Below are 21,829 nucleotides of genomic sequence, written 5' to 3'. Positions count from 1 at the left end.
TTCGCCGGTTCTGACCAATGTCGAGACCAACATCATCCTCGACAAGCCACAGATCAAGGTCTCGATCGACCGGCAACGCGCTGCCGACCTCGGCGTCAATGTCGATATCATCGGCCGCACCATGGAGACGCTGCTCGGCGGCAGGCAGGTCACCCGCTTCAACATGAACAGCAAGCAGTATGACGTCATGCTGCAGGTGGAGGGTGCCGAGCGCAACACGCCCCAGGCGCTGCAATCGATCTACCTGATGGGACGCGGCGGCACCGTGGTGCAGCTTTCCAGCCTGGTCAAGGTCGAGGAGACCGTTGCGCCGAAGGAACTCGTGCGCTTCAACCAGCTACGCTCGGCGACGGTCACCGCGATCCCCGCCCCGGGCTATTCGCTCGGCGATGCGCTCAAGGTACTGGAGGAGGGAGCGGCGCGCGTGCTGCCCAATACCGTGCAGGTCGACTATTCCGGCCAGAGCCGCGAGTTCAAGCAGTCCGGCGCCAGCATCTTCATCGTCTTCCTGCTGGCGCTCGGGTTCATCTATCTCGTACTGGCAGCGCAGTTCGAGAGCTTCGTCGACCCTGTCGTGATCATGGTCTCGGTGCCGCTCTCGCTGACCGGCGCCCTGGCGGCGCTCTACTTCACGGGCGGGACGATGAACGTGTACAGCCAGATCGGTCTGATCACGCTGGTCGGCCTGATCACCAAGCACGGCATCCTGATCCTGGAGTTCACCAATCAGTTGCGGGAAGAGGGCCGCGAGATGCTCGACGCCCTCGTCGAGGCGGCGGAGCTGCGCCTGCGGCCGATCCTGATGACGACGGGCGCGATGGTGCTCGGCGCCGTGCCGCTTGCCATTGCCAAGGGCGCCGGTGCGGAGAGCCGCTCGCAGATCGGCTGGGTCATCGTCGGCGGTATGACCTTCGGCACCCTTCTGACGCTCTATGTGGTGCCGGTTGCCTATAGCTACCTCGCTCGCAAGGTCCATGGCTCGCGCCATGCTCCGCATGACGAGGCCCATGGCGCGCACGGAGCCCACCCGGCGCCGGCGGAGTAGGCGTCATCCCGGACACGCTGCGGCACGCAGTGCTGTGGCGCAGAACCCGGGATGACAGCGCGGGACGCTACTGCAGCCGGACCGAGACGCTTTCGCTCGCCCCGGTTGCGTCGATTACCGAGATCCGCATGAAGCCCTTGCCGGGCGGCTGCCATTGCGTCTCGCGGCGGCGTTGCGGCTCGGTCACCGGCGTGCCGTCGACCAGCCAGGTATAGGGCGGCGAGCCGCCGGCGGCCTTGAGGTTGAGCCGGGCATTGCCATCGAGCGCAGCGGCGGAAAGGTCGATGCGGGCACCGTCCGGCGGGAAGGCGAGCTTGAGCGCAGGCGTCGTCATTGCGGTCACGGTCTTGGGGACGTCCTGCCGGAGATGCCGGAGCGGCGGCGGCAGATGGCCCGTGCTGGCGACGATCGCGTCCGCTGGCTGCGGGAAGGGGCGCGGATCGATGCCGAGCCGGGCGAAGGCGTCGAACAGGATGGGGGCTGCGACAGTGCGTCCGACGAGGCCGGGCACCGCACCGTTATCGGCGCGTCCGACCCAGACGCCGATCGTATGCTTGCGATCGAAGCCGACGGCCCAGGCGTCGCGATAGCCGTAGGAGGTGCCGGTCTTGTAGGCGATGCGGCCGGGCACGGCATTGAGCGGCGGCGGTGCGCCGAGCAAGGTGTCGGCGACATACCAGGCTGCGACGGGGTCGACGAGGCGCGGAGCAGGGCCCGTCTGCCCTACCTGCTGACGGAAGCGCAGCGGCAGCATCTCGCCGCCGCGGGCGAGGCCGACATAGGCGCGCGTCAGGTCCTGCAAGGTGATGCCGAGACCGCCGAGGCCAACGGCAAGGCCGGGCGCGCCGCTGTCCTTCGGCATGGCAATGGCGACGCCGGCATCGCGCAGACGCGAGAGGAAGCGCTGGGGGCCAAGCGACGAGAGCAGCTCGACGGCAGGCACGTTGAGCGAGAGCTGGAGCGCCCTGCGCGCGCTGACCATGCCCTGAAAGGTCATGTCGAAATTCTCGGGGATATAAATGCCGTAGCGCGCTGGCCGGTCCTCCAGCATCGTCTCGGGGTGGGCGATGCCGTTGTCGAAGGCCAGCGCGTAGATGAAGGGTTTCAGCGCCGAGCCCGGCGAGCGCAGCGCCCGCGTCAGGTCGAGCGCGCCGGCGCGTTCCGCCGCGAAATAGTCGACGCCGCCGACGGAGGCGCGGATCTCGCCGGTCTCGTTGTCGACGGCGAGGATCGCGATCGAGACCTGGGGCGCGAGGCCGAGGCTGCGCTCGCGGGCGAGCCCTTCGAGCGCTGCCTGCAGGCGCGCATCGAGCGATAGCTTCTGGACGCGCTCGGCCGGGGCCTCCGCCACGGCCTGCTCGGCTATATGCGGGCTCAGGTTCGGGAAGGGGCGGCGTGCCATCGGGATCGGCTCGTTGCGGGCGGCGGCGACCTCGTCACGTGTGGCGAGACCCGCCTGCTCGACCCGTTCCAGCACGCGCCCGCGCGCCTTGCGGGCGGCTTCGACGAAGCGGTCCGGCCGGCGCATCTCGGGCGATTGCGGGAGGGCGACGAGCAGCGCGGCCTCGGCGGTGGAGAGCCTTTTCGGCTCCTTGCCGAACCAGGCGAAGCTTGCAGCGCGCACGCCTTCGAGATTGCCGCCGAACGGGGCGAGCGTGAGGTAGAGCTCGAGGATACGGGCCTTGTCGAAGCGGCGCTCTAGTTCGATGGCGCGCACGACCTGACGGAGTTTGGCGGCAAGCGTGCGCTCCTCGCGCGGTTCGAGCAGGCGCGCGACCTGCATGGTCAGGGTCGAGCCGCCGGAGACGATGCGGCCGTTCCTGAGCATCTGCCCGGCGGCGCGCAGCATGCCCAGCGCGTCAATGCCGTGATGGCCGTCGAAGCGCTTGTCCTCGAAGGCCTTGAGCATGGCGAGATAGCGCGGATCGACATCGTCGCTCGTGACGGGGAGCTTCCAGCGTCCGTCAGCCGTGAGGAAGGGGCGCAACAGCTTGCCTTCGCGGTCGAGCACGACGGTCGAGCGATCGGTCGCGGCGGAGAGATCGAGCGGCGGCAGGGAGCGGGCATAGAGTACGAGGCCGACGCTGGCGGTGATTGCCGAGATGCCCACGGCAGCTGCCACGATCTTCAGCTTGCGAAAGCGGCCAGGGCGCGCCGTCATGCTCGGGCTTGACCCGAGCATCTCCCGATCGGGATTCTCGGGTCCGCGCTGCGCTGCGCCCGAGAATGACGGCCCTGTTTGCCTGCCCTCGCCCATCACCGCGCCGAGGAGATCTCCACCGCGCCGAAGCCGGTGCGGCCGAAACGATCCGGCCGGTACATGTCCTCGATCACGGCGGCGGGCGAGACATAGCGGCCGGGCGAGACCGCTCGCGCGATATAGGCGACGGTGTAGGAGAGCTTGTCGTTCTTGGAGCCTTGGCGCTCGAAGGCCGCGACGTAGCGGTCGTCGCGCGACTCGGTATGGACCGGGTAGACCTCCTGTTTGAGCCAGTCGAGCCCTGCGACCGAGGCACCTTCCGTCAGGTTGGCATTTTCGATCTCGAGACCGGCCGGAACCGGATCGACCAGCAGCAGGCGGCCATAGCGCGGCGCGGCTTCCGTTACCGTCAGCGCCACGACATAGCGCTCGTTCTGGCGCAGGCGCGCCGGATCGGCCTTCTCGCCCTTCATCGTGTAGATGACGCGCTCCAGCCCGAAGCCCTGGTTCAGCGCCGGCTCCGGCGCGGTTGGGATGCCCGCGACGGTGATGACCGCCTGAGCATTGCCGGCACCGGGATTGGTGATAGTCAGGGATTTCGCCTCGAGTGCCTCGGCGGGAATCGTGCGGTAGAGAGCGCCCTTGCGGGCCGTGCCGTCAACCGTCAGCGTCATGCCCTCGGCATCCTTCGCCATGGCCTGCGCCGCCAGCACCATCCACATCTGTTCCTGAGTCGAGGTGTAATTGTAGCGGGCGCTGTTGCGCGTGGTGTCGACGATCGAGACGGCACGGCTGATATCGGCGCGTTCGCCATTGGACTCGGCGATCAGGGCGAGCACACCGGCGCCGTCGCGCAGGCGGGAGCCGTAGTCGGGCCGCGAGAGGCCGTCGTCGCTCGTCTGCTGGAGCAGGCCCAGTGCGCTGCCGAAGGCGGCGCGGCCGCGGCCGCGATCGCCCAGTGCCGAGAGCGCGGCGCCGATCTGGGCGCGGGCGAGCGGCGTCGCGAAATCGCCGAGCTTGTTGTCGGCGAGATAGCGCAGGTCGCCCATCACCGGCCGGCCGTTACGGGCGAGCACATAGAGCGCATAGGCGATGCCGGCCGCCTCCTCCTTGTTGATCTCGCCGGTGTTGACGACCTGATTGCGCAGGCGGTCGAGCGCGATATTGAAGGCGATCTGCGGCACGGCGAACTGCCTCTCGCGGGCCCGTGTCAGGAAGTCCGTGACGAAGGCATCGAGCCAGAGATCGTCGCCTCCGACGCCCCAGAGGCCGAAGGAGCCGTTGCCGCCCTGACGGGCCAGCACGCGTTCGATCGCGTTGACGACGCGCTCGTCGGCCTTGTCGTCGAGCGCGAGCTGCTCCAGCGAGGCGAGCTGGTTGACCGCGAGCAGCGGCAAGGCGCGCGAGACAGTCTGTTCGGTGCAGCCATAGGGATAGCGATCGAGCGCTTTGAGCAGGGCGGGTACGTCGAGCGAGCCGAAGGGCGAGACCGTCACCGAGACCTGGCCGGAATTCGGCACGAGATCGGCCAGCAAGTCGGAGGAGACGGTGATCGCCCCGCCATTGCCGGGGATGGCACGGACGATACGGCGCGCGATCGTCGCGGCCGAAGGCTGCACGCGCACGGCGAGGTTCTGCACCGTGCCGATGCCGTTCGGGCCGGAGACGCGCACGTCGAACTCGGCGCGGCCGAGGCCGGCGGCAGTGACGGGGATCGTCATCTGCGTCTTGGCGCCGGCGCCGATCTGCATGGTGCGGCGGGTGGCGTCGGCCGCGACCAGGACCGGGCCCTTCACGTCGAGATCGACGGTATAGGCGCCGGCGGGACCCTCGACATTGTCGACCTGGAGATGGAAGCGCGACTGGTCGCCGATGGCGAGGAAGCGCGGCAGCGTCGCCTGCGCGACGATCTGATCGCGCACGATCACGTCGGCGCTGGCCTGGCCGGTGCGGCCGGCGGACCAGGCGACACCCATGACGCGGACCGAGCCATTGAAGGCGGGCAGGTCGAAATCGATCTTCGCCGTGCCGTCGTTCGCGACCTTGACCACGCCGGAATAGCGGGCGAGCGGCTCCTGCGTCGGCTTCTCGCCGTCCATCTGGGGCGCGGCGTCGCCGCCCGTGCGGATCGCACCGCGCGTACCCTGCATGCCGTCGATCAGAAGCCCATAGAGATCGCGCAGGTCATGGCCGAGCTGGCGCTGACCGAAGAAGAACTTGCTTGGGTCCGGGCTCTCGTAGCGGGTGAGGTTGAGGATGCCGATATCGACGGCGGCCAGCGTGACATAGGCCTCTTCGCCTGCCTTCATCCCGGTGACCTTGACCGGGAGCGACAGCGTCGTGAGCGGGCGCACCAGCTTGGGCGCGCCGAGATCGAGCGCCAGCGTGCGCGTCTCTTTGCCGATCTGGAACCAGGAGAGGCCGATGGCGCGGCCGGGCAGGCGCTTGGCGGCGGCATCCATGGGACGATGCGCAAGCACGACGAGATAGGCGCTGGCGCCCCATTCCGCCTTGACCGGAATGCTGGCGCTGGTGCCGCCCTCGGCGATGTCGATGGTGCGGATATCCGCGACCTTGTCGGTGATGACGGCGAGCGTCGCCTTGCCGGCGAAGCGCGGCGACAGGCGGACCTGCAGGCTCTCGCCATCGGCATAGGACGCCTTGTCGAGCGCGACGTCGAGCACATCAGGCGTATCGGCCGTCTTGTCGCTTTCGTAGCCGACGCTGAAGGAGACCGAGGTCTCGGCCGCTTCGTTGCCGTCGGAGGTCACGTCGAGCCGGTAATTGCCCCATTCGACGGGGGCCGCGATCTTCCCGCCGGCAGCTTCGGCCACTGCGATCTCGCCATCGGCGACGCGGCGGGTGGTCTTCACGCCCTCATAGTTCCAGCGGCCGTCCTGGAAGAACCACTGGTAGTTGCGGCGCACCTTCGATAGCACCCATTTCACGCCGGGCCGGGCAAGGCGCTTGCCGTCGCCGGTCGCCATGATCACTTCGAAAGTTGCCGTCTGGCCGTTGCCGAGATCGCCGTCGCGGAACAGTTTCTTCACGCCAATGGCGGCGCCCTTGGGCACGACCGGCAATGTGACGGAGCGGGCGATGGCGCGCCCGCCGGGCTCGCCGACGCGCACGGTCATCTCGACCTCGAGCGGACGATTGGTGTCCGCCTGCTGGACCGGGTTGGAGATCGTCGCCTTGCCGGCGGCGTCGGTCGTGGTGCTCTCCTCGAATTCGCTCTGGACCGGCTCGAAAGCCTCGTCGGTGAGGCCGACCTGATAGTCCTTGAAGCCGGGGATGGCGCTGGCATCGGCCGCGCGGATGGTCATCGAGCCGGTGACGTCGAGCTCGGAGCCCGGGGCGCCGTAGAGATAGCGCGCGTTGACGTCGAGCTCGGCCGGCTGGCCGGCCTGGAGCAGCGATGCCTTGGGCGTCAGCGTCAGCTCCAGCCGTTCGGGGACGTAGTCCTCGACGAGGAAGGAGGTCTCGCCGATCGCCTGGCCCTTCGGGTCGGAATAGGCGAGGACCCGCCAGGTGCCGGTCGCGGAACCGGAGACGAGCTGGATCGAATGGGCGCGGCCGCCCGCGCCCTGGTCCTCGACCTGCCGGCGGCGATACTCGACGCCGTCAGGGCGCTTGACCACGATGGTCAGTGGCAGGCCGGTAACGGCCGCGCCCTTGGCATCGCGCAGGAGCGACGTCAGATAGACGGTTTCGCCGGAGCGATAGACGCCACGCTCGGTGTAGAGATAGGCGTCGAGCCCAGCGGGGGCGACGCGGCCCTTCACGCCGCGATCGGAGAGGTCGAAGGCAGTCTGCTTGAGGTCGAGGAAGCCGTAATCCTCGGCGAGCGAAGCGGTGACGAGCCCGGGCGCATTGCCGCCCTGGCCCTTGCCCAATCCGGCATCGAAGCGGGCATAGCCGTTGCCGTCGGTCTTGGCGGTGCCGAGCACCTCGTTGTTGCGCGCGATCAGGCGCAGTTCCGCATTGGCGATCGGTTTGGCGTCGGCCAGCGAGCGGGCGAGCACATGCACGCCGTCCGGGCCGGTGAAGGAGGTCAGGCCGAGATCGGAGACGACGAACCACTGCGTCGCGCGCGTCGAGCCGTCGTCATAGGACTCGCCGTCGTCGCTGGGCGCTGCCGCGGCGGGCCCGCCCGAGGGCTTGGCGAACATCACGTAGACGCCGGGCTTCAGGCTGCCGACCGCTTCCGTGACGGGGAAGGCGGTGATCACGTCCTGGTTCAGCTCGGACTTCACGTCCATCGTGCCGGTCCAGACGGTCTGGCCCTTGTCGCTGGAAATCTGCCGGGCGGAATAGGAGCCGATCTGGCTGAGGAAGTCCTCGGAATGGACGGAGTTGATCAGGTTGCGGTCGCCGATCCGCATGACCTCGAGATCGAGCTTGCCGGAATTGACCGAGACGACCGGAATGCCCTGCTGGCCGGTGCGCGGCAGCACGTAGTTCTTGCCGGTGAAGCGCACGGAGGGCGTGCGGTCGCGGACATAGATCTCGTAATCGGCTGATTTCAGCAGGCTCTCGTCGGGGATGGCCGAAGGCACGCCCTGGCGGATGACGATGGCATAGCGCTCGCCATGCTTGAGGCCGTCGACGCAGATCTGTCGGTCCTCGGCGCTGACGGCGAAATCGCCCTTGCCGCCTGAAATCGCGACATAGGGAGCGAAATCGACGCGGCCGCGGGCGAGCGCTTCCGAGAACTCGAAACAGGCGCGCGGCGAAGCGGCGTCGGAATCGGTCTTGTTGGAAATCAGGCGGAAGCCGCGTTTTTCGCGCAGGCTCTCATAGGAACTCTGCAAGGCGGCATTGGCGGCGAGGTCGAGGCTGAGCCGGTAGGTGGTCAGCGCCGGGCGCCACAATTCGTTCTTCTCGAAGGTGCGGGCGAGCACGCCGAGCGAGGCCGCCTCGTCATTGCGGTTGGTCGAGCGCTGATAGGCGAGATAGGCGGCGGCGACCGCGCGCTCGCGCAATTCCCAGCGCTCGCGATAGTCGCGCGGTTCAATCGCATTGGCGGCACGCGCCATCAGGCGCCAGCCGGCGGCATTGCTGGAATCGGCGACGATCGCGGCATTGGCCTGGGGCAGGGCGGAGCGGGCATCGCCGCGTCCGAGCGCGGTCTCGCCGGCACGAATGGCATCCGCCGCCGAGCGATTGCCGGTTGCGACCTCGCGCTTCAGGCGCTCTTCCAGCCGCTGCCCATCGGCGAGCAGGTCGTTGCGGACATAGGCCTTCTGGGCGAAGGCGGGGGCAGCCGCCAGCGTGAGCGAGAGGGCGAGCGCGAGACGGGAAAGCAGGGTCATCGTCGGTCCTCTTCGTCGGTCGGCCCGGCCAGGATCGGCGGACATGGCTTCAGGCCGATGACGGCGTGAGACGGGGCCGGCAGGCTATCACCGTACCGCGCGCGTTCAAGTCATGCGAATGCAGGTCGTACAAGGGCAAGGGGTGCCGTTACGGGATGCATCCGCCATGGTTGCGGCGTGGCGCGTTCTGACGCTCAATGCAGCCGCTTCGCCCGCTCTCAAGGACGAGATCCATGCCGTGCTTTCCTCTCCGCCCCTCGCAAATCACGCTGCTCCGTCGTTTGGCGCTGACGCTTGCGCTGCTGTCGACGCCGCTTGGTTTCGCGCAGGCACAGGCTCCGAACCCGCTGATGGCGGCGGCGCAGGCAGGCTTCGAGGCTCTGCCCGAGGCCGAGCGCAAGGCGATCCAGAGCGATCTGATCTGGGCCGGGCAGTTCAACGGTGCAGTCTCCGGCTCCTATGGACCGCTGACCTTCCGCGCGATCAATGCGTTCAAGGGCGGGCGCGGTGCGGCCGACGGCCTGCTTGCTCCGGCGGAGCGGGCAGCACTCGCGAGAGCGGCGCAGGCGGCGCGCGATGCGACCGGGTTCAAGGTCCTGGCCGACGACAAGACCGGTGTGCAGATCGGTATCCCGATGAAGCTGCTGCCGAAGCGCGACGTGACGCCGTCCGGCGGCAGCCGCTGGCAGAGCGCCGACCAGAAGATCACGCTCGATACGTCCGCCTCGCCTCCGGGCGATGATCTCGCGGTGCTGTTCGAGAAGGCGATCGCCATCAACCCGAACAGCCCGCGCAAGATTACCTACAAACTGCTGCGGCCGGATTTCTTCGTGGTCACCGGCGAAACGCCTGGCGGGCGTTTTTATCGCCGACTTTCGGCCGGGCCTCAGGGATTGCGCGGCTTCTCGATCGGCTACGACAAGGCGTTGGCGCCGAGCGTAGACAAGCTGGTCATCGCGATCGCTGCGAGCTTCGAGCCCTTCCCGACGGGGGCGGTTCCGGCCCAGCCCTCGGCGGTCGCCGGGCAGGCTGCGAGCCCGCCGCCCGGATTGTCATCGCTGCTCGCACCTGCAACCCGCAGCAACGAGCGCTATGGTGTGGCGCTCGCGCTCGACGAGCGGGCGGCGCTCAGCGCGACGGCAGCGGTCGATGGCTGCCGCAGCCTGCGCGTCGGCAATCGCAACGCAAAACTGCGCCTGAAGGATGATGCGAGCGGGCTCGTGTTGCTCGATCTGGATGGCGCTGGCGCCGTGAAGGCTCCCAGCCTGCGCGGCGAGGTAGCGGGTGCGTCCGAGGCACTGGTGCTGATCGCCTTCGGCAACGATGCCGGCAAACGGGCTGCCGTAGCGCTGCCCGGACAGAGCACGCATACCGGCGGCAAGCCGGCTCTCATCGCGCCGCTCCAGCCGGGTCAGGCGGGCGCTCCGGCCTTCGACCGGCAGGGGCGGCTCGTCGGGATCGTCACAGATAATCCTTCCGACAAGATACTGATCGCCGGCGTCGCGCCGCAGCGCAGCTACGCCTTCGCCGATGGTGCTGCGATCCAGGGGATGCTCGGCAAGGCGGGCGCCTCGCTGCCGGCGGCTGCGGCCGGTTCGGAACTCAGCACCGGCGCGGTGGTGGAGCGCGTCTCCGGCGCGGTCCAGCCCATCGTCTGCGGGCTGTAGCCAAGCCGTCATTGCGAGGAGCGAAGAGACGAAGCAATCCAGGGGACGGGGTGAGATCTTTCGCCCCGTCCCCTGAATTGCTTTGCTGCGCTCGCCATGACGAGGCAGGCTGATCTGGATGACTGACATACCCGCCAAAATGAGTGGTTGTCACTGGCTGCGCGATCGGTTCTGATAATATCCGTCATATCAAGGGAGCCCCGTTACCGACGAGGAGCGCCCGATCATTAAATCGATTTAGCGGAGGAACTGGGGAATGACCGATTTCATCGACAGGCGAACTGTGCTCAAGGGCGCGGCTGCTGCCGGCGCCGCGAGCCTGATCGCGGCGCCGGCCATCGCGCAGGCGAATTATCCCTCGCGGCCGATCACCATGATTTGCCCGTGGGGGGCCGGCGGTGGCACGGACGCGACGGCGCGCATCGTCGCGCAGCTTCTGGAGAAGGATCTCGGACAGCCGGTCAACGTGGTGAACCGCACCGGCGGTTCCGGCGTGGTCGGCCATTCGGCCATCGCGACGGCGGCGCCGGACGGCTACAATATCGGCATGCTGACGGTCGAGATCGCCATGATGCACCATCAGGGCCTGACCGACCTGAAATCGACGAGCTACACCTCGCTCGCGCTGATGAACGAGGACCCTCCGGGCGTGCAGGTCTCGACCTCCGGCCCCTATAAGGACATCAAGGCGCTGGCCGATGCAATCAAGGCGGCGCCTCCCGGCAAGCTCAAGGCGTCCGGCACCGGCCAGGGCGGCATCTGGCATCTCGCCCTGATCGGCTGGCTCGTCGCCATGGGGCTGAAGCCCGATCACGTCGCCTGGGTGCCGTCGAACGGTGCTGCGCCCGGCATGCAGGATCTGGCGGCCGGTGGCATCGAAATCGTGACCTGTTCGGTGCCGGAGGCCCGTGCGATGATCGATGCGGGCAAGGCCAAATCGCTGGCGATCATGGCGAGCGCCCGCAATCCCCAGTTCAAGGACGTGCCGACGCTCAACGAGACGCTGGGCATCAACTACTCGATCGGTGCCTGGCGCGGTATCGGCGCGCCGAAGGGCCTGCCGCCCGAGATCGCCGCGAAGCTGACGGCGGCGCTGAAGAAGGCCTTCGACTCGAAGGACTACCAGGACTTCATGAACTCCCGCGGCTTCGGCATGAAGTTCGCCGACGGGAAAGGCTTCGCCGACTTCATGGCCGCGAGCGACGCCTCCATGGCCTCGGCGATGAAGGCAGCGGGCCTCGCCAAGGGCTGAATGGCTGGAAACGTTCAGCGCCGGGAGCAGAAAGCTCCCGGCGTTTTCGTCTCACCGTGACCTGATCGACCAGGGGAGGTTGCCTCTTGCAACTATCCGACCGCATTTCCGGCTCAGCGATTGCCGCGCTTGGAGCCGTCGCCTTCTTCTATGGATCGAAACTGCCCCCGGTGCCCGGCCAGCAGGTCGGTCCGTCAGCCTTTCCGATGGTCGTCGGTGCGGGGCTCGTCATCTGCGGCAGCCTGATCGTCTTCGGGATCGGCCGCCATTTCGAGGAGGTCGCCGAGGCCGATGTCGTGAGCCATGCCCGGCCCGAGGAACTCGAGCCGATGGCGGCCTGGCGCAACTGGCTGGCTCTGTTGCCGCCGGCCCTGCTCGCCTTCTATGCGCTTGCCTCGGAAACGCTCGGCTTCCTGCCGACGGCGGCGGTCATGGTGCTGCTCTGCAGTCTCGCTTTCGGCGCGAAGCCGAAGCTTGCGGTGCCGCTCGCGATCATCGCGCCCTTCGTGATCAACCTGATCTTCCTGAAGCTGCTGCGCGTGCCTTTGCCCGGCGGCATCCTGCCCTTCCCGTGGTGAGCGAGGCCTGACGATGGACACCGTCATCAAGGCCTTCGGGCTGGTTTTCCAATTCGACGTGATGATCGCCGTGGTCGCGTCGGCCTTCTACGGATTGACCGTGGGGGCGCTGCCCGGCCTTTCCGCGACGATGGCGACGGCGCTGCTCGTCCCGGTCACCTTCTACCTCTCGCCGATTGCGGCGATCGCGACGATCATCACGGCCTCCGCCATGGCGATCTTCTCCGGCGACATTCCGGGCTGCCTGCTGCGCATCCCCGGCACGCCAGCCTCGGCCGCCTATACCGACGAAGCCTATGCGATGACGCGCAAGGGCCAGGCGGAGACGGCGCTCGGCATCTGCCTGTGGTTCTCGGCGCTGGGCGGCATCGCCGGCACGCTCTCGCTGATGCTGATCGCGCCGCTGCTGGCCGAAATGGCGTTGTCCTTCTCGACCTACGAGAATTTCTGGCTCGCCATGCTCGGCCTGATGTGCTCGACCCTGGTGGCGCGCTCCTCGCCGATCAAGGCGATCGCGGCGATGCTGCTCGGCCTGCTGATCACCTGCGTCGGCATCGACAATCCCGGCGGCGTGCCGCGCTTCACCTTCGGCTCGACCGATCTGCTGGGTGGCATCGAGGTCATTCCGGCGCTGGTCGGCGTCTTCGCACTGGCCGAGGTGATGCGCTCGCTGACCGAGCGCGATCCGCCGAAGATCGAGAACCGCAAGCTGGGCTCGATCCTGAAGGGGCAGTGGAAGCTCACCAAGGAATATCCGAAGCAGCAGACGCGCGGGAACATCGTCGGCATTATCATCGGCGTGCTGCCGGGCGCGGGTGCCGACATGGCGGCCTGGGTCAGCTACGCCATGGCCAAGCGCTTCTCGAAGACGCCGGAGAAGTTCGGCACTGGCCATCCGGAAGGGCTGATCGAGGCCGGCGCCTCCAACAACGCCTCGCTCGCCTCGGGCTGGGTGCCGGCGCTGCTCTTCGGCATTCCCGGCGACACCATCACCGCGATCGCCATCGGCGTGCTCTACATGAAGGGGCTGAACCCCGGGCCGACGCTGTTCACCAGCCAGGCGGAGAGCATGTACGCGCTCTACATCATCTTCATCCTCGGCAACATCATCATGATCCCCTTCGGCATCATCATGATCCGGCTGGCGAGCAAGGTCGTCGGTGCGCCGCGTTCGGCGGTGATGCCGGTGATCATGATCTTCTGCGCGGTCGGCGCCTTCGCCACGGCCGGCAACAACCTGTTCGCGGTCTGGTGCGTCGCCTTCTTCGGCGTGTTCGGCTTCGTGATGGAGAAGAACGGCTATCCGGTCGCGGCGATGGTGCTCGGCATCGTCATGGGCACGATGGTGGAGCAGAACTTCGTGACCTCGCTGATCAAGTCCGACGGATCGGTCCTGCCCTTCTTCGACCGGCCGGTCTCGTCGGTGCTGGCGGCGATGACCTTCGCAGCGCTGCTCTGGCCGGTCTTCTCCTGGACACGTGACCGGCTGAGGGGGCGGGGCAGGGTGGTGGCGGCCTGAGGGCCGCCACGGCTCACTTCTTCAGGAAGGCCATGAAGGCGGCCATCGCCTCCGGCGACTTCAGGCGCTCGCCGAAATGGCGCGCCTCGGCCGCGATGGTTTCGGCCACGGCGTGGGCCGAGCCGCGCTTCAGCAGCATCTTGGTCAGAGCCAGCGATTCCGGTGGCAGCGCCGCCAGCGCCTTGGCCTTGGCGAGGCCAGCCTCCAGCGCCGTGCCATCCTCAGTGACGGCGTTGACGAGGCCGGCCCCGGCCGCCGTCTCGGCAGTGAAGGCCTCGCCCAGCATCAGGAGTTCGGCGGCTTTCTTCGAGCCCGCGACCAGCGGCAGCAGGTAGCTCGACCCGCCTTCGGGGCAGAGGCCGAGGGTGACGAACGGCAGGCGGAAGGTGGCGGAGCGGGCGGCGAAGGCGAGGTCGCAATGCAGCAGCATCGTCGTGCCTATGCCGACCGCGAAGCCCTCGACTGCAGCGACGATCGGCTTCTTCGCGGTCGAGATCGTCTCGAGGAAATCGATGGCGACGCGCGGGCCTTCTCCGGCCGCTGCGGCCATGGCGAAATCCTTGATGTCGTTGCCGCTGGTGAAGGTGCCGCCGGCGCCGGTCAGCAGGATGGCGCGCACCGAGGCATCGGCCTCGGCGGCGGCGATTGCAGCGATCAACCCGGCATAGCTCGCCCGGTCGAGTGCGTTCTTGCGTTCCGGGCGGTTCATGGTGATTTGCACCACGCCGGCCGCGACGGTTTCGCTCAGCACTTCGCTCATCGGTCCGCTCCTGATTGTGGTGCCGGGATCGCATGGGCCTTCGCCGGGGGTCAAGCGAGGCCGGATGCACCTTTCGTCGTCGCCCGGCGCTTGACATCGCGCGGTCCGGATTCTCCCTTGCCCGCCCAGACGCCTTCGCTGCCTCGGCTTGCGAGTCGGGCGCAAGACAGGGATTGCGGAGATGTCGATGACGAAGGTTCAGCTTGAGGTTCGTGGCAAGGTCGCGATCGCCACGATCGACAACCCGCCGGTCAATGCATTGGGCGCCGCCGTCCGCGAAGGTCTCGCAGCCGCGATCAAGCAGGCGAATGCGGATGCCTCGGTTGTTGCGATCGTGATCGCCTCCGTCGGCAAGGCTTTCATCGCCGGTGCGGATATCAGCGAATTCGGCAAGCCTCCGGCCCCGCCCAGCCTGCCGGATGTGCTCGACGCGATCGAGGGCTCGGCAAAGCCGGTCGTGGCGGCAATTCAGGGCGTGGCGCTCGGTGGCGGGCTCGAGGTCGCGCTCGCCTGCCATGGACGCGTCGCGCTGCCTGCGGCCAGGCTCGGCCTGCCCGAGATCAAGCTCGGGATCATTCCCGGTGCCGGCGGCACGCAGCGCCTGCCTCGTCTGATCGGGGCGGCCAAAGCCTTCCCGATGATGCTCTCGGGCGAACCGATCTCGGCCGGCAAGGCACTCGAATACGGTTTGCTTGACGAGATCGTCTCCAGCGATGCCGTTGCAGCCGCGGTTCATCTTGCCGAAGCGCTGGCGGCCGAGGGGCGCCGCCCGGTCACGAGCCAGGCAACGGGCGAATTGACCGAGCTTGATCGCGAGGCTTTCGAGGCCCTGGCCAAGGATGCCCTGAAGAAGGCCGAGGGCATGCCGAACGTCCCGGCGTTGGTCGAGGCCGTACGCGCGAGCTTCGCGCTGCCTTTCGCCGAAGGAGCGGCCGTCGAGCGCAAGCTCTTCCTGTCGCTGCTCGTCGATGAGCGCTCCAAGGCGCTGCGCCATGTCTTCTTTGCCGAGCGCGAGGTCGCGAAGGTTCCGGGCATCGGGCCGGAGGTGAAGCCGCGAGAGATCGCCAGCGCCGCCGTGATCGGTGCCGGCACGATGGGCGGCGGGATCGCGATGTGCTTCGCCAATGCCGGCATCCCGGTAACCTTGATCGAGACCGCCAAGGCTGCGCTCGACAATGGCGTCAACCGCATCGGCGCGATCTACGACATTTCGGTTTCGCGGGGCTCGCTGACGCCGGAAGCGAAGGCTGCTCGCATGGCTCTGATCAAGCCGGCCGTCGGCCTCGCGGCTGCGGCGGGAGCCGATATCGTGGTCGAGGCGGCCTTCGAGGAGATGGGCGTCAAGCAGCAGATCTTCGGCGAGCTAGACAAGGTGGCGAAGCCCGGCGCGATCCTCGCCAGCAACACCTCCTATCTCGACGTACCCACGATCGCGGCCGCGACGAAGCGCCCGCAGGACGTGATCGGCATGCATTTCTTCAGCCCGGCCAATGTCATGAAGCTCCTGGAGATCGTGCGGCCGAAAGGCTCGGCCGATGATGCGATTGCGACAGCCGTTGCGCTTGGCCGCAGGCTCGGCAAGGTGCCGGTCGTGGTCGGCAACGGTTTCGGCTTCGTCGGCAACCGCATGCTGGAGCAGCGCACCCGTGCCGCCGAACGTTTGCTCGTCGCAGGCGCCCTGCCGCATGAGGTCGACGCCGCACTGGTTGGCTTCGGTTTCAAGATGGGGCCCTTCGCCATGGCCGATCTCGCCGGCAACGATATCGGCTGGCGCTCGCGCAAGGCGCGGGGGCTGAAGGCCGCCGTGGCGGATGCGATCTGCGAGGCCGGCTGGTTCGGCCAGAAGACAGGGCGCGGCTACTATATTTACCCGCAGGGCGCGCGCGCCGGGCAGCGCTGCCCCGAGGTCGAGGCGCTGATCGCGCGCATCTCGGCGGAGCAGGGCGTGACGCGGCGCTCTTTCACGCAGGAGGAGATCCTCGCCCGCCTGCTCGACCCGATGGTGAACGAGGGCGCTCGCATCCTGGAAGCGGGCATCGCGGCGCGGCCGGGCGACATCGATATCGTCTGGATCAACGGCTATAACTGGCCGGCCTGGCGCGGCGGACCGATGTTCTGGGCCGACAGCGTCGGGCTTGACGTCATCGTGAAGCGGCTGGAGGCGCAGGCCGCCGAGATCGGCGACAAGGCGCTGGAGCCGGCGCCACTGCTCATGCGCCTCGCAGCCGAAGGCAAGGGTTTCGCCGACCTGAGGGCGTGACGCGGCGCGCTGTCATTGTGATGAGCGAAAAGCGCTCTATCCTCCCCTGATACGATCATGTTTCGAGGAGAGCCGTTTGGCTTCGGGGCTGTTTGCGCTGTTGGATGACATCGCCGGCATCGCCAAGATCGCGGCATCCTCCGTCGATGATGTCGTTGCACAGGCCGGCAAGGCAGGAGCCAAGGCTGCGGGCGTCGTCATCGACGATACGGCGGTGACGCCGCGCTATGCCGTCGGCTTCGCGGCGGCGCGCGAATTGCCGATCATCTGGCGGATCGCGCTGGGTTCGCTGCGCAACAAGTTGCTCATCCTGCTGCCGGGCGCGCTTGTGCTGGCGTTGTTCGCGCCCTGGGCGATCACGCCGCTCCTGATGGCGGGCGGCGTCTTCCTCTGCTTCGAGGGCGCCGAGAAGCTGCTTGAGCTGGTGCTGCCGCATCGCGCCCATGGCGAGGGCAAGGCCGACGAGGCTGCCGGCGATCCGGCCGCGCTCGAACGGCAGAAGATCGCCGGCGCGATCAAGACGGATTTCATCCTCTCGGCTGAGATCATGGCGATCACGCTCGCCGGGGTGTCGGACCAGTCCTTCTGGATGAAGGCAGCGGTCCTCGCCATCGTCGGCATCGGTATCACCGTGGCGGTCTATGGCGTCGTCGCGCTGATCGTGAAGGCGGACGATGTCGGGATGGCGCTCGCCGCCAACCAGCGACCGGTGGCGAGCCTGCTTGGATTGCGCCGGCCGGAACCGGCGGAGGCGGGTGGGTTCGACCGCGCGCTGTCCCGGCTGACGCAGCCATTGGGGCGTGGTCTTGTCGTCGCCATGCCGCATCTCCTGAACCTGCTCGGCGTGGTCGGCACGGTGGCGATGCTCTGGGTCGGCGGCGGCATCATCATCCATGGGTTGGAAGAATACGGCTTCAGCAGTCTCGGCCATGGGTTGCATGATCTCGCGGCTGCCGCAGGGCGAGCGCTACCCTCGGTTCTGGCGGGCGCTGGCGAATGGCTGGCGGGGGCAGTTCTGGCGGCCATGTTCGGGGTGATCGTCGGCGGCCTCACCGTTATCGCGATGCACTGGCTGGTCGGGCCGGTGGTGAAGCTGTTCGGGAGGGACGCGGCGGCGTAGGCCCGCGTCTGACCCACCTTAATCCAGCCAGCTCGTGAAGCTCTCGACCGGCTCGCGCTCGGGCGCCAGGCGGTTGGCGGGCGCGTCAGGATCGGCCTTGCCGATGGCGATGCCGCAGACCACGACCTCATCCTGGGGGATCGCAAGCTCGTGCCGCACGATTGGGTGAAACTGCGCGAAGATCGCCTGCGGGCAGGAATCGAGGCCATGGCCTTGCGCCGCGATCAGCAGGGTCTGGATGAACATGCCGAGATCGAGCCAGGAGCCGATCTCCAGATCGCGATCGATGGTCAGCATCAGCGCGACAGGGGCATCGAAGAAGCGCAGGTTCGCGGCAGTCTGGCGCTTCATGCCTTCGGTATCGCCCCTCACCACGCCGAGCAGGCTGTAAAGGTCCCATCCGACCTTGCGGCGCCGCGCCAGATAGGGCTCGCGGAACTGCGCGGGATAATAGCGGTATTCCTCAACGCCCGGGCGCCCGCCGGTTTCGAGCGCGGCGAGAAGCGCGCCTTCGAGGCGAGCCCGCGTCTGCGGCCCGATCACCCGGAGTTTCCAGGGCTGCATATTGGTGCCGGAAGGCGCCTGCGCGGCGAGGTCGATCAGCCGGCGGAGGAGTGCGGGTTCTACCGGGGCGGGCAGGAAGGCTCGGATGGCGCGGCGCGAGCGGATGGCCCGCTCGATCGCCTGGTCAGGCGTCATCTCGTCGACCATGTCCCGCGCCTCCATGATCCGTCACGGTTCCGAGTCTGGCAGAGGCGCCGTCCCGGCGCCATAGCCGAGCGCCACCTGTCAGGCCGGCAGGATGCGCCCGCGGTTCAGGATGTTGCCCGGGTCGAGCGTTCGCTTCAGCGTCGTCATCAGCGCCAATTCGGCATCCGAGCGACTCATGCCGAGATAGGCCCGCTTCAGCACGCCGACACCGTGTTCGGCCGAGATGCTGCCCTGCTTCTCGCGGACCAATTCGTAGACGATCTCGGCAAAGCCCGAGAGATCGCCGGTCTCGTCGAGAATCGAGAGATGCAGGTTGCTGTCGGCCAGATGGCCGTAGACGATCGCAAAGGCCGTGCTGCTGCGAACCTTCACCCGCTGGCGCAGCAGTGAGACGGCATCCTCCATGACTCCCAGGGGAATACTGACGTCGAAATGGATGCCGGGTGGCAGGTCGCGGTAAAACTCGTAGTTGGCCTCGCGATAGGCCCAGAAGCGCTGCCGGTCACGGCCGGACTGCGCGATCAGCGCATCGTCCAGCAGGCCTTCCTCCGCCATCTCGGCAAGCGCCTCCGCGAAAGTCTCCTCGCCCGTGCTGCCCGGACCCATCGCTGCCTCGACGACGAGCGTGACTTCAGGCTCGCCGGCAAAGGGAATGGGCAAGCCGCCCTGTTCGGTGGCCGCCTTCATGTATTCCGGCCACATCGCCTCGAAGGCGAGCAGGCCGCCGCCGAGCCGGGCTTCGAGGCGGTTGAGCACCGCGAGCGCCTTGGCGACGCTGCCGGCGGCGCAGAGCGCGGTCTGCGTGCCGGCCACCGCCGGCTGCAGCGCCAGCAGCACGCGGGTGACGACGCCGAGCGTGCCCTCGCTGCCGATGAAGAGCTGCGTCCAGTCATAGCCGGCATTGTTCTTCACCACCTTCGCGAGGTGGCTGACGATGCGGCCGTCGGCCATCACGGCTTCGAGCCCGAGCACGTTGCGGCGGGTCATGCCGTAGCGCAGCACCTGCACGCCGCCGGCATTGGTGGCGACATTGCCGCCGATGGTGCAGGTCCCGCGCGCGCCGAGATCGACGCCATAGAGGAAGCCGGCAGCCGCGGCTTTCTCCTGCACGATCGCGAGCGGCGTGCCGGCCAGCACGGTCATCGTCCGCGCCACCGGGTCGATTTCCTCGACGCCGTTCATCTTTTCCAGCGAGAGGGCGATCTCGCCGGCCTGCGGTGCGGCGCCGCCGGCCAGGCCCGTCATGCCGCCCTGGACGACGACGGGGAGCGCGTGCCGCGAGCAGATCGCGAGCACCCCGGCGACCTCCTCGGTCGTCCTGGGCATGACGAGGAGGGCCGGGAGGCCCTCTGTCGTCTTCGAAGCGTCCTTGCGGTTGCGGGCGGGGATGGCCTCGCCGCTGCGCAGGCCGCCGGAGCCGACCACCTCCGTCAGCGCCGCGAGCGCGTCGTCGGGAATGGTCATGGCAGGCTCCGTCAGCGCGTCAGCCGGCTTTGCGCGCGGCAAGAAAAGTGGCGTGTTCGCGCACGAGATCGCCGGCCAGCGCCTTGGCGATCAGGGCGCGGGTGTTGGGCAGGCCATAGATCGCGGCGAAGGAGCCGAAGCGCGGGCCCTGATCCTCGCCGAACATCACCTGATAGATCGCCTTCCACCAGTCGCCGGACACGCCCGGTCGCTCCGGCGTCGCGTTCTTGGCTGTGAGGTTCTGGTAACGCGGGATGGCGCGGGCCACGTCCAGAGCGGTGTCCTGCACCATCTCGGGCGTCGGATCGGCCGGCAGAGCGGCCAAGGCAGCGTCGAGCTTGGTGAAGGCGTCGCGCTCGACCTCGTCGGCTGGGCGATAGCTTTTCGCCGGCTTCACGAAGTCGCGGAAATAGGCGATCGCATAGCCGACCAGCGCATCGAGGCGCGGATGGGTTTCCGGCGACATGCCCGGCGCATAGCGCTGGAGGAAGCCCCAGAGCACAGCCTTGTCCTCGGAATTCGCGACGGCGACGAGGTTCATCAGCAGGCCGAAGGTGACCTGCGTGCGAACCGCGTTATCGCCCTCGCCCGAGGCGATAACCTCCGGCGAAGGCGGGTTGCCGGCATGGATGTGCCAGACCGGATTGCCGAGCCGGTTCTTCCAATCCTGCTTCTCGTAACCGCCGAGGAACTGGAGATACTCGTCGACCGCGCGCGGGATCACGTCGAAATGCAGCTTCTTGGCCTCGCGCGGGCGCTGGAACATGTAGAGCGCGAGGCTCTCCGGCGGGCCATAGGTCAGCCATTCCTCGATCGTCAGGCCGTTGCCCTTCGACTTCGAGATTTTCTGGCCCTGCTCGTCCAGGAAGAGCTCGTAGTTGAAGCCCTCCGGCGGGGTGCCGTCGAGCGCGCGGGCGATCTGCGAGGAGACCTTGACGGAGTCGATCAGGTCCTTGCCGGCCATCTCGTAATCGACGCCGAGCGCGACCCAGCGCATCGCCCAGTCCGGCTTCCACTGGAGCTTCACATGGCCGCCAGTGACCGGGGATACGAAGCGCTCCTTCGTCTGCGGATCGGTCCAGGCGATGGTGCCGGCCTCGACATCGACCTCGTCGATCGGCACCTGCATGACGACGCGCGTCCTCGGATGGATCGGCAAGAAGGGCGAATAGGTCGCGGCCCGCTCCTCGCGCAGCGTCGGCAGCATGATCTTCATCATGGCGTCGTAGCGGGCGAGCATCTTGAGCAGCGTCGCGTCGAACTCGCCGGCGCGGTACGAGTCGGTCGAGGACTTGAACTCGTAGTCGAAGCCGAAGCTGTCGAGGAAGGCGCAGAGCCGCGCATTGTTGTGCCGGCCGAACGAATCATGCGTGCCGAACGGGTCAGGCACCTCGGTCAGCGGCTTGCCGAGATTGGCAGCGAGCAGCTCCTTGTTCGGCACGTTGTCCGGCACCTTGCGCAAGCCGTCCATGTCGTCGGAGAAGGCGACGAGCCGGGTCGGGATCGTGTTGCCGGTCAGCACCTGGAAGGCGTGGCGGACCATCGAGGTGCGCGCGACCTCGCCGAAGGTGCCGATATGCGGCAGACCCGAGGGGCCGTAGCCGGTTTCGAAGATCACCGATTTCTTGCCGGATTTCTCGATGCGGGCCACGAGCTTGCGCGCCTCCTCGAACGGCCAGGCGGCCGAACGCTGGGCGGCGTCAACGAGGGCTGCGTCGAAGGCGGGCATTTGGGCGGGTATCCTCTCCACGTCTGGCGGGCTGCGAGTTCGCAATCTGCGAACTGTCGTTTGCGGGCTTTCGCAGATTGCGAAGGTCGCCGTCAATGCGCGAGAGCGCTTGAAATGCGGCAAACGAGGGTGCGGCCCTCGCGCAAAGCGCCTTGCCGGTCTGCTGTGGCGGTATAGGGTCGCACTCGCCTTTTTCCAGTTTGACTACG

Annotated in this window: 13 protein-coding genes; 7 read left to right on the top strand and 6 right to left on the bottom strand. The window is 67.7% G+C overall.

Features of this window, described 5'->3' with window-relative positions:
* Positions 1–1,045, top strand: a 1,045-nt coding sequence (locus J0I42_RS10370) for an efflux RND transporter permease subunit (protein ID WP_291654743.1), incomplete at its 5' end; no start/stop codon positions are given.
* Positions 1,046–1,112: 67 nt separating this feature from the next.
* Here J0I42_RS10370 and pbpC read toward each other — a convergent pair.
* A complete protein-coding gene (pbpC, locus tag J0I42_RS10365) occupies positions 1,113–3,206 on the bottom strand; it encodes a penicillin-binding protein 1C (RefSeq protein WP_291654742.1) in 2,094 nt (697 codons plus the stop codon).
* A gap of 95 nt (positions 3,207–3,301) precedes the next feature.
* Positions 3,302–8,560: an alpha-2-macroglobulin family protein gene (locus tag J0I42_RS10360; RefSeq protein WP_291654741.1), complete on the bottom strand. Its 5,259-nt coding sequence runs from the start codon at positions 8,558–8,560 to the stop codon at positions 3,302–3,304.
* Between the two features lie 233 nt (positions 8,561–8,793).
* On the opposite strand from J0I42_RS10360, the gene J0I42_RS10355 reads away from it, so the two are divergent.
* The 4 genes from J0I42_RS10355 (at position 8,794) to J0I42_RS10340 (ending at position 13,576) form a co-directional block, all read left to right on the top strand.
* Positions 8,794–10,227: a serine protease family protein gene (locus tag J0I42_RS10355; protein WP_291654740.1), complete on the top strand. Its 1,434-nt coding sequence runs from the start codon at positions 8,794–8,796 to the stop codon at positions 10,225–10,227.
* A gap of 256 nt (positions 10,228–10,483) precedes the next feature.
* Positions 10,484–11,479, top strand: a complete 996-nt coding sequence (locus tag J0I42_RS10350; protein ID WP_291654739.1) for a tripartite tricarboxylate transporter substrate binding protein — start codon at positions 10,484–10,486, stop codon at positions 11,477–11,479.
* Between the two features lie 86 nt (positions 11,480–11,565).
* On the top strand, positions 11,566–12,057 hold the full coding sequence (locus J0I42_RS10345) for a tripartite tricarboxylate transporter TctB family protein (RefSeq protein WP_291654738.1): 492 nt from the start codon (positions 11,566–11,568) through the stop codon (positions 12,055–12,057).
* Positions 12,058–12,070: 13 nt separating this feature from the next.
* Positions 12,071–13,576, top strand: coding sequence for a tripartite tricarboxylate transporter permease (locus J0I42_RS10340; protein WP_291654737.1), 1,506 nt, complete (start codon positions 12,071–12,073; stop codon positions 13,574–13,576).
* A 13-nt stretch (positions 13,577–13,589) separates the two neighbouring features.
* Here J0I42_RS10340 and J0I42_RS10335 read toward each other — a convergent pair whose 3' ends face one another.
* Positions 13,590–14,336: an enoyl-CoA hydratase-related protein gene (locus tag J0I42_RS10335; protein ID WP_291654736.1), complete on the bottom strand. Its 747-nt coding sequence runs from the start codon at positions 14,334–14,336 to the stop codon at positions 13,590–13,592.
* A gap of 187 nt (positions 14,337–14,523) precedes the next feature.
* Between J0I42_RS10335 and J0I42_RS10330 the strand changes: the two genes are divergently transcribed.
* Both J0I42_RS10330 and J0I42_RS10325 read left to right on the top strand, forming a co-directional pair.
* On the top strand, positions 14,524–16,596 hold the full coding sequence (locus tag J0I42_RS10330) for a 3-hydroxyacyl-CoA dehydrogenase NAD-binding domain-containing protein (RefSeq protein WP_291654735.1): 2,073 nt from the start codon (positions 14,524–14,526) through the stop codon (positions 16,594–16,596).
* A 76-nt stretch (positions 16,597–16,672) separates the two neighbouring features.
* Positions 16,673–17,716: a DUF808 domain-containing protein gene (locus J0I42_RS10325; protein WP_291654734.1), complete on the top strand. Its 1,044-nt coding sequence runs from the start codon at positions 16,673–16,675 to the stop codon at positions 17,714–17,716.
* A gap of 18 nt (positions 17,717–17,734) precedes the next feature.
* On the opposite strand, the gene J0I42_RS10320 is transcribed toward J0I42_RS10325, so the two are convergent.
* The 3 genes from J0I42_RS10320 to J0I42_RS10310 form a co-directional block, all read right to left on the bottom strand.
* Positions 17,735–18,427 (bottom strand): nitroreductase, encoded by a 693-nt coding sequence (locus J0I42_RS10320; RefSeq protein ID WP_291654733.1) that lies wholly within the window; start codon positions 18,425–18,427, stop codon positions 17,735–17,737.
* Positions 18,428–18,505: 78 nt separating this feature from the next.
* Entirely contained in the window at positions 18,506–19,891 is a 1,386-nt protein-coding gene (locus J0I42_RS10315; protein WP_291654732.1) for an FAD-binding oxidoreductase, read from the bottom strand.
* 19 nt (positions 19,892–19,910) lie between these two features.
* A complete protein-coding gene (locus J0I42_RS10310) occupies positions 19,911–21,620 on the bottom strand; it encodes a lysine--tRNA ligase (protein WP_291654731.1) in 1,710 nt (569 codons plus the stop codon).
* Positions 21,621–21,829: the final 209 nt, after the last annotated feature.

It is taken from the genome of Allobosea sp., from assembly GCF_017308015.1.
Lineage (GTDB): Bacteria > Pseudomonadota > Alphaproteobacteria > Rhizobiales > Beijerinckiaceae > Allobosea.
The sequence above is the reverse complement of the archived record's forward strand: the minus strand, read 5'-3'. Positions and strand labels throughout refer to the sequence as shown.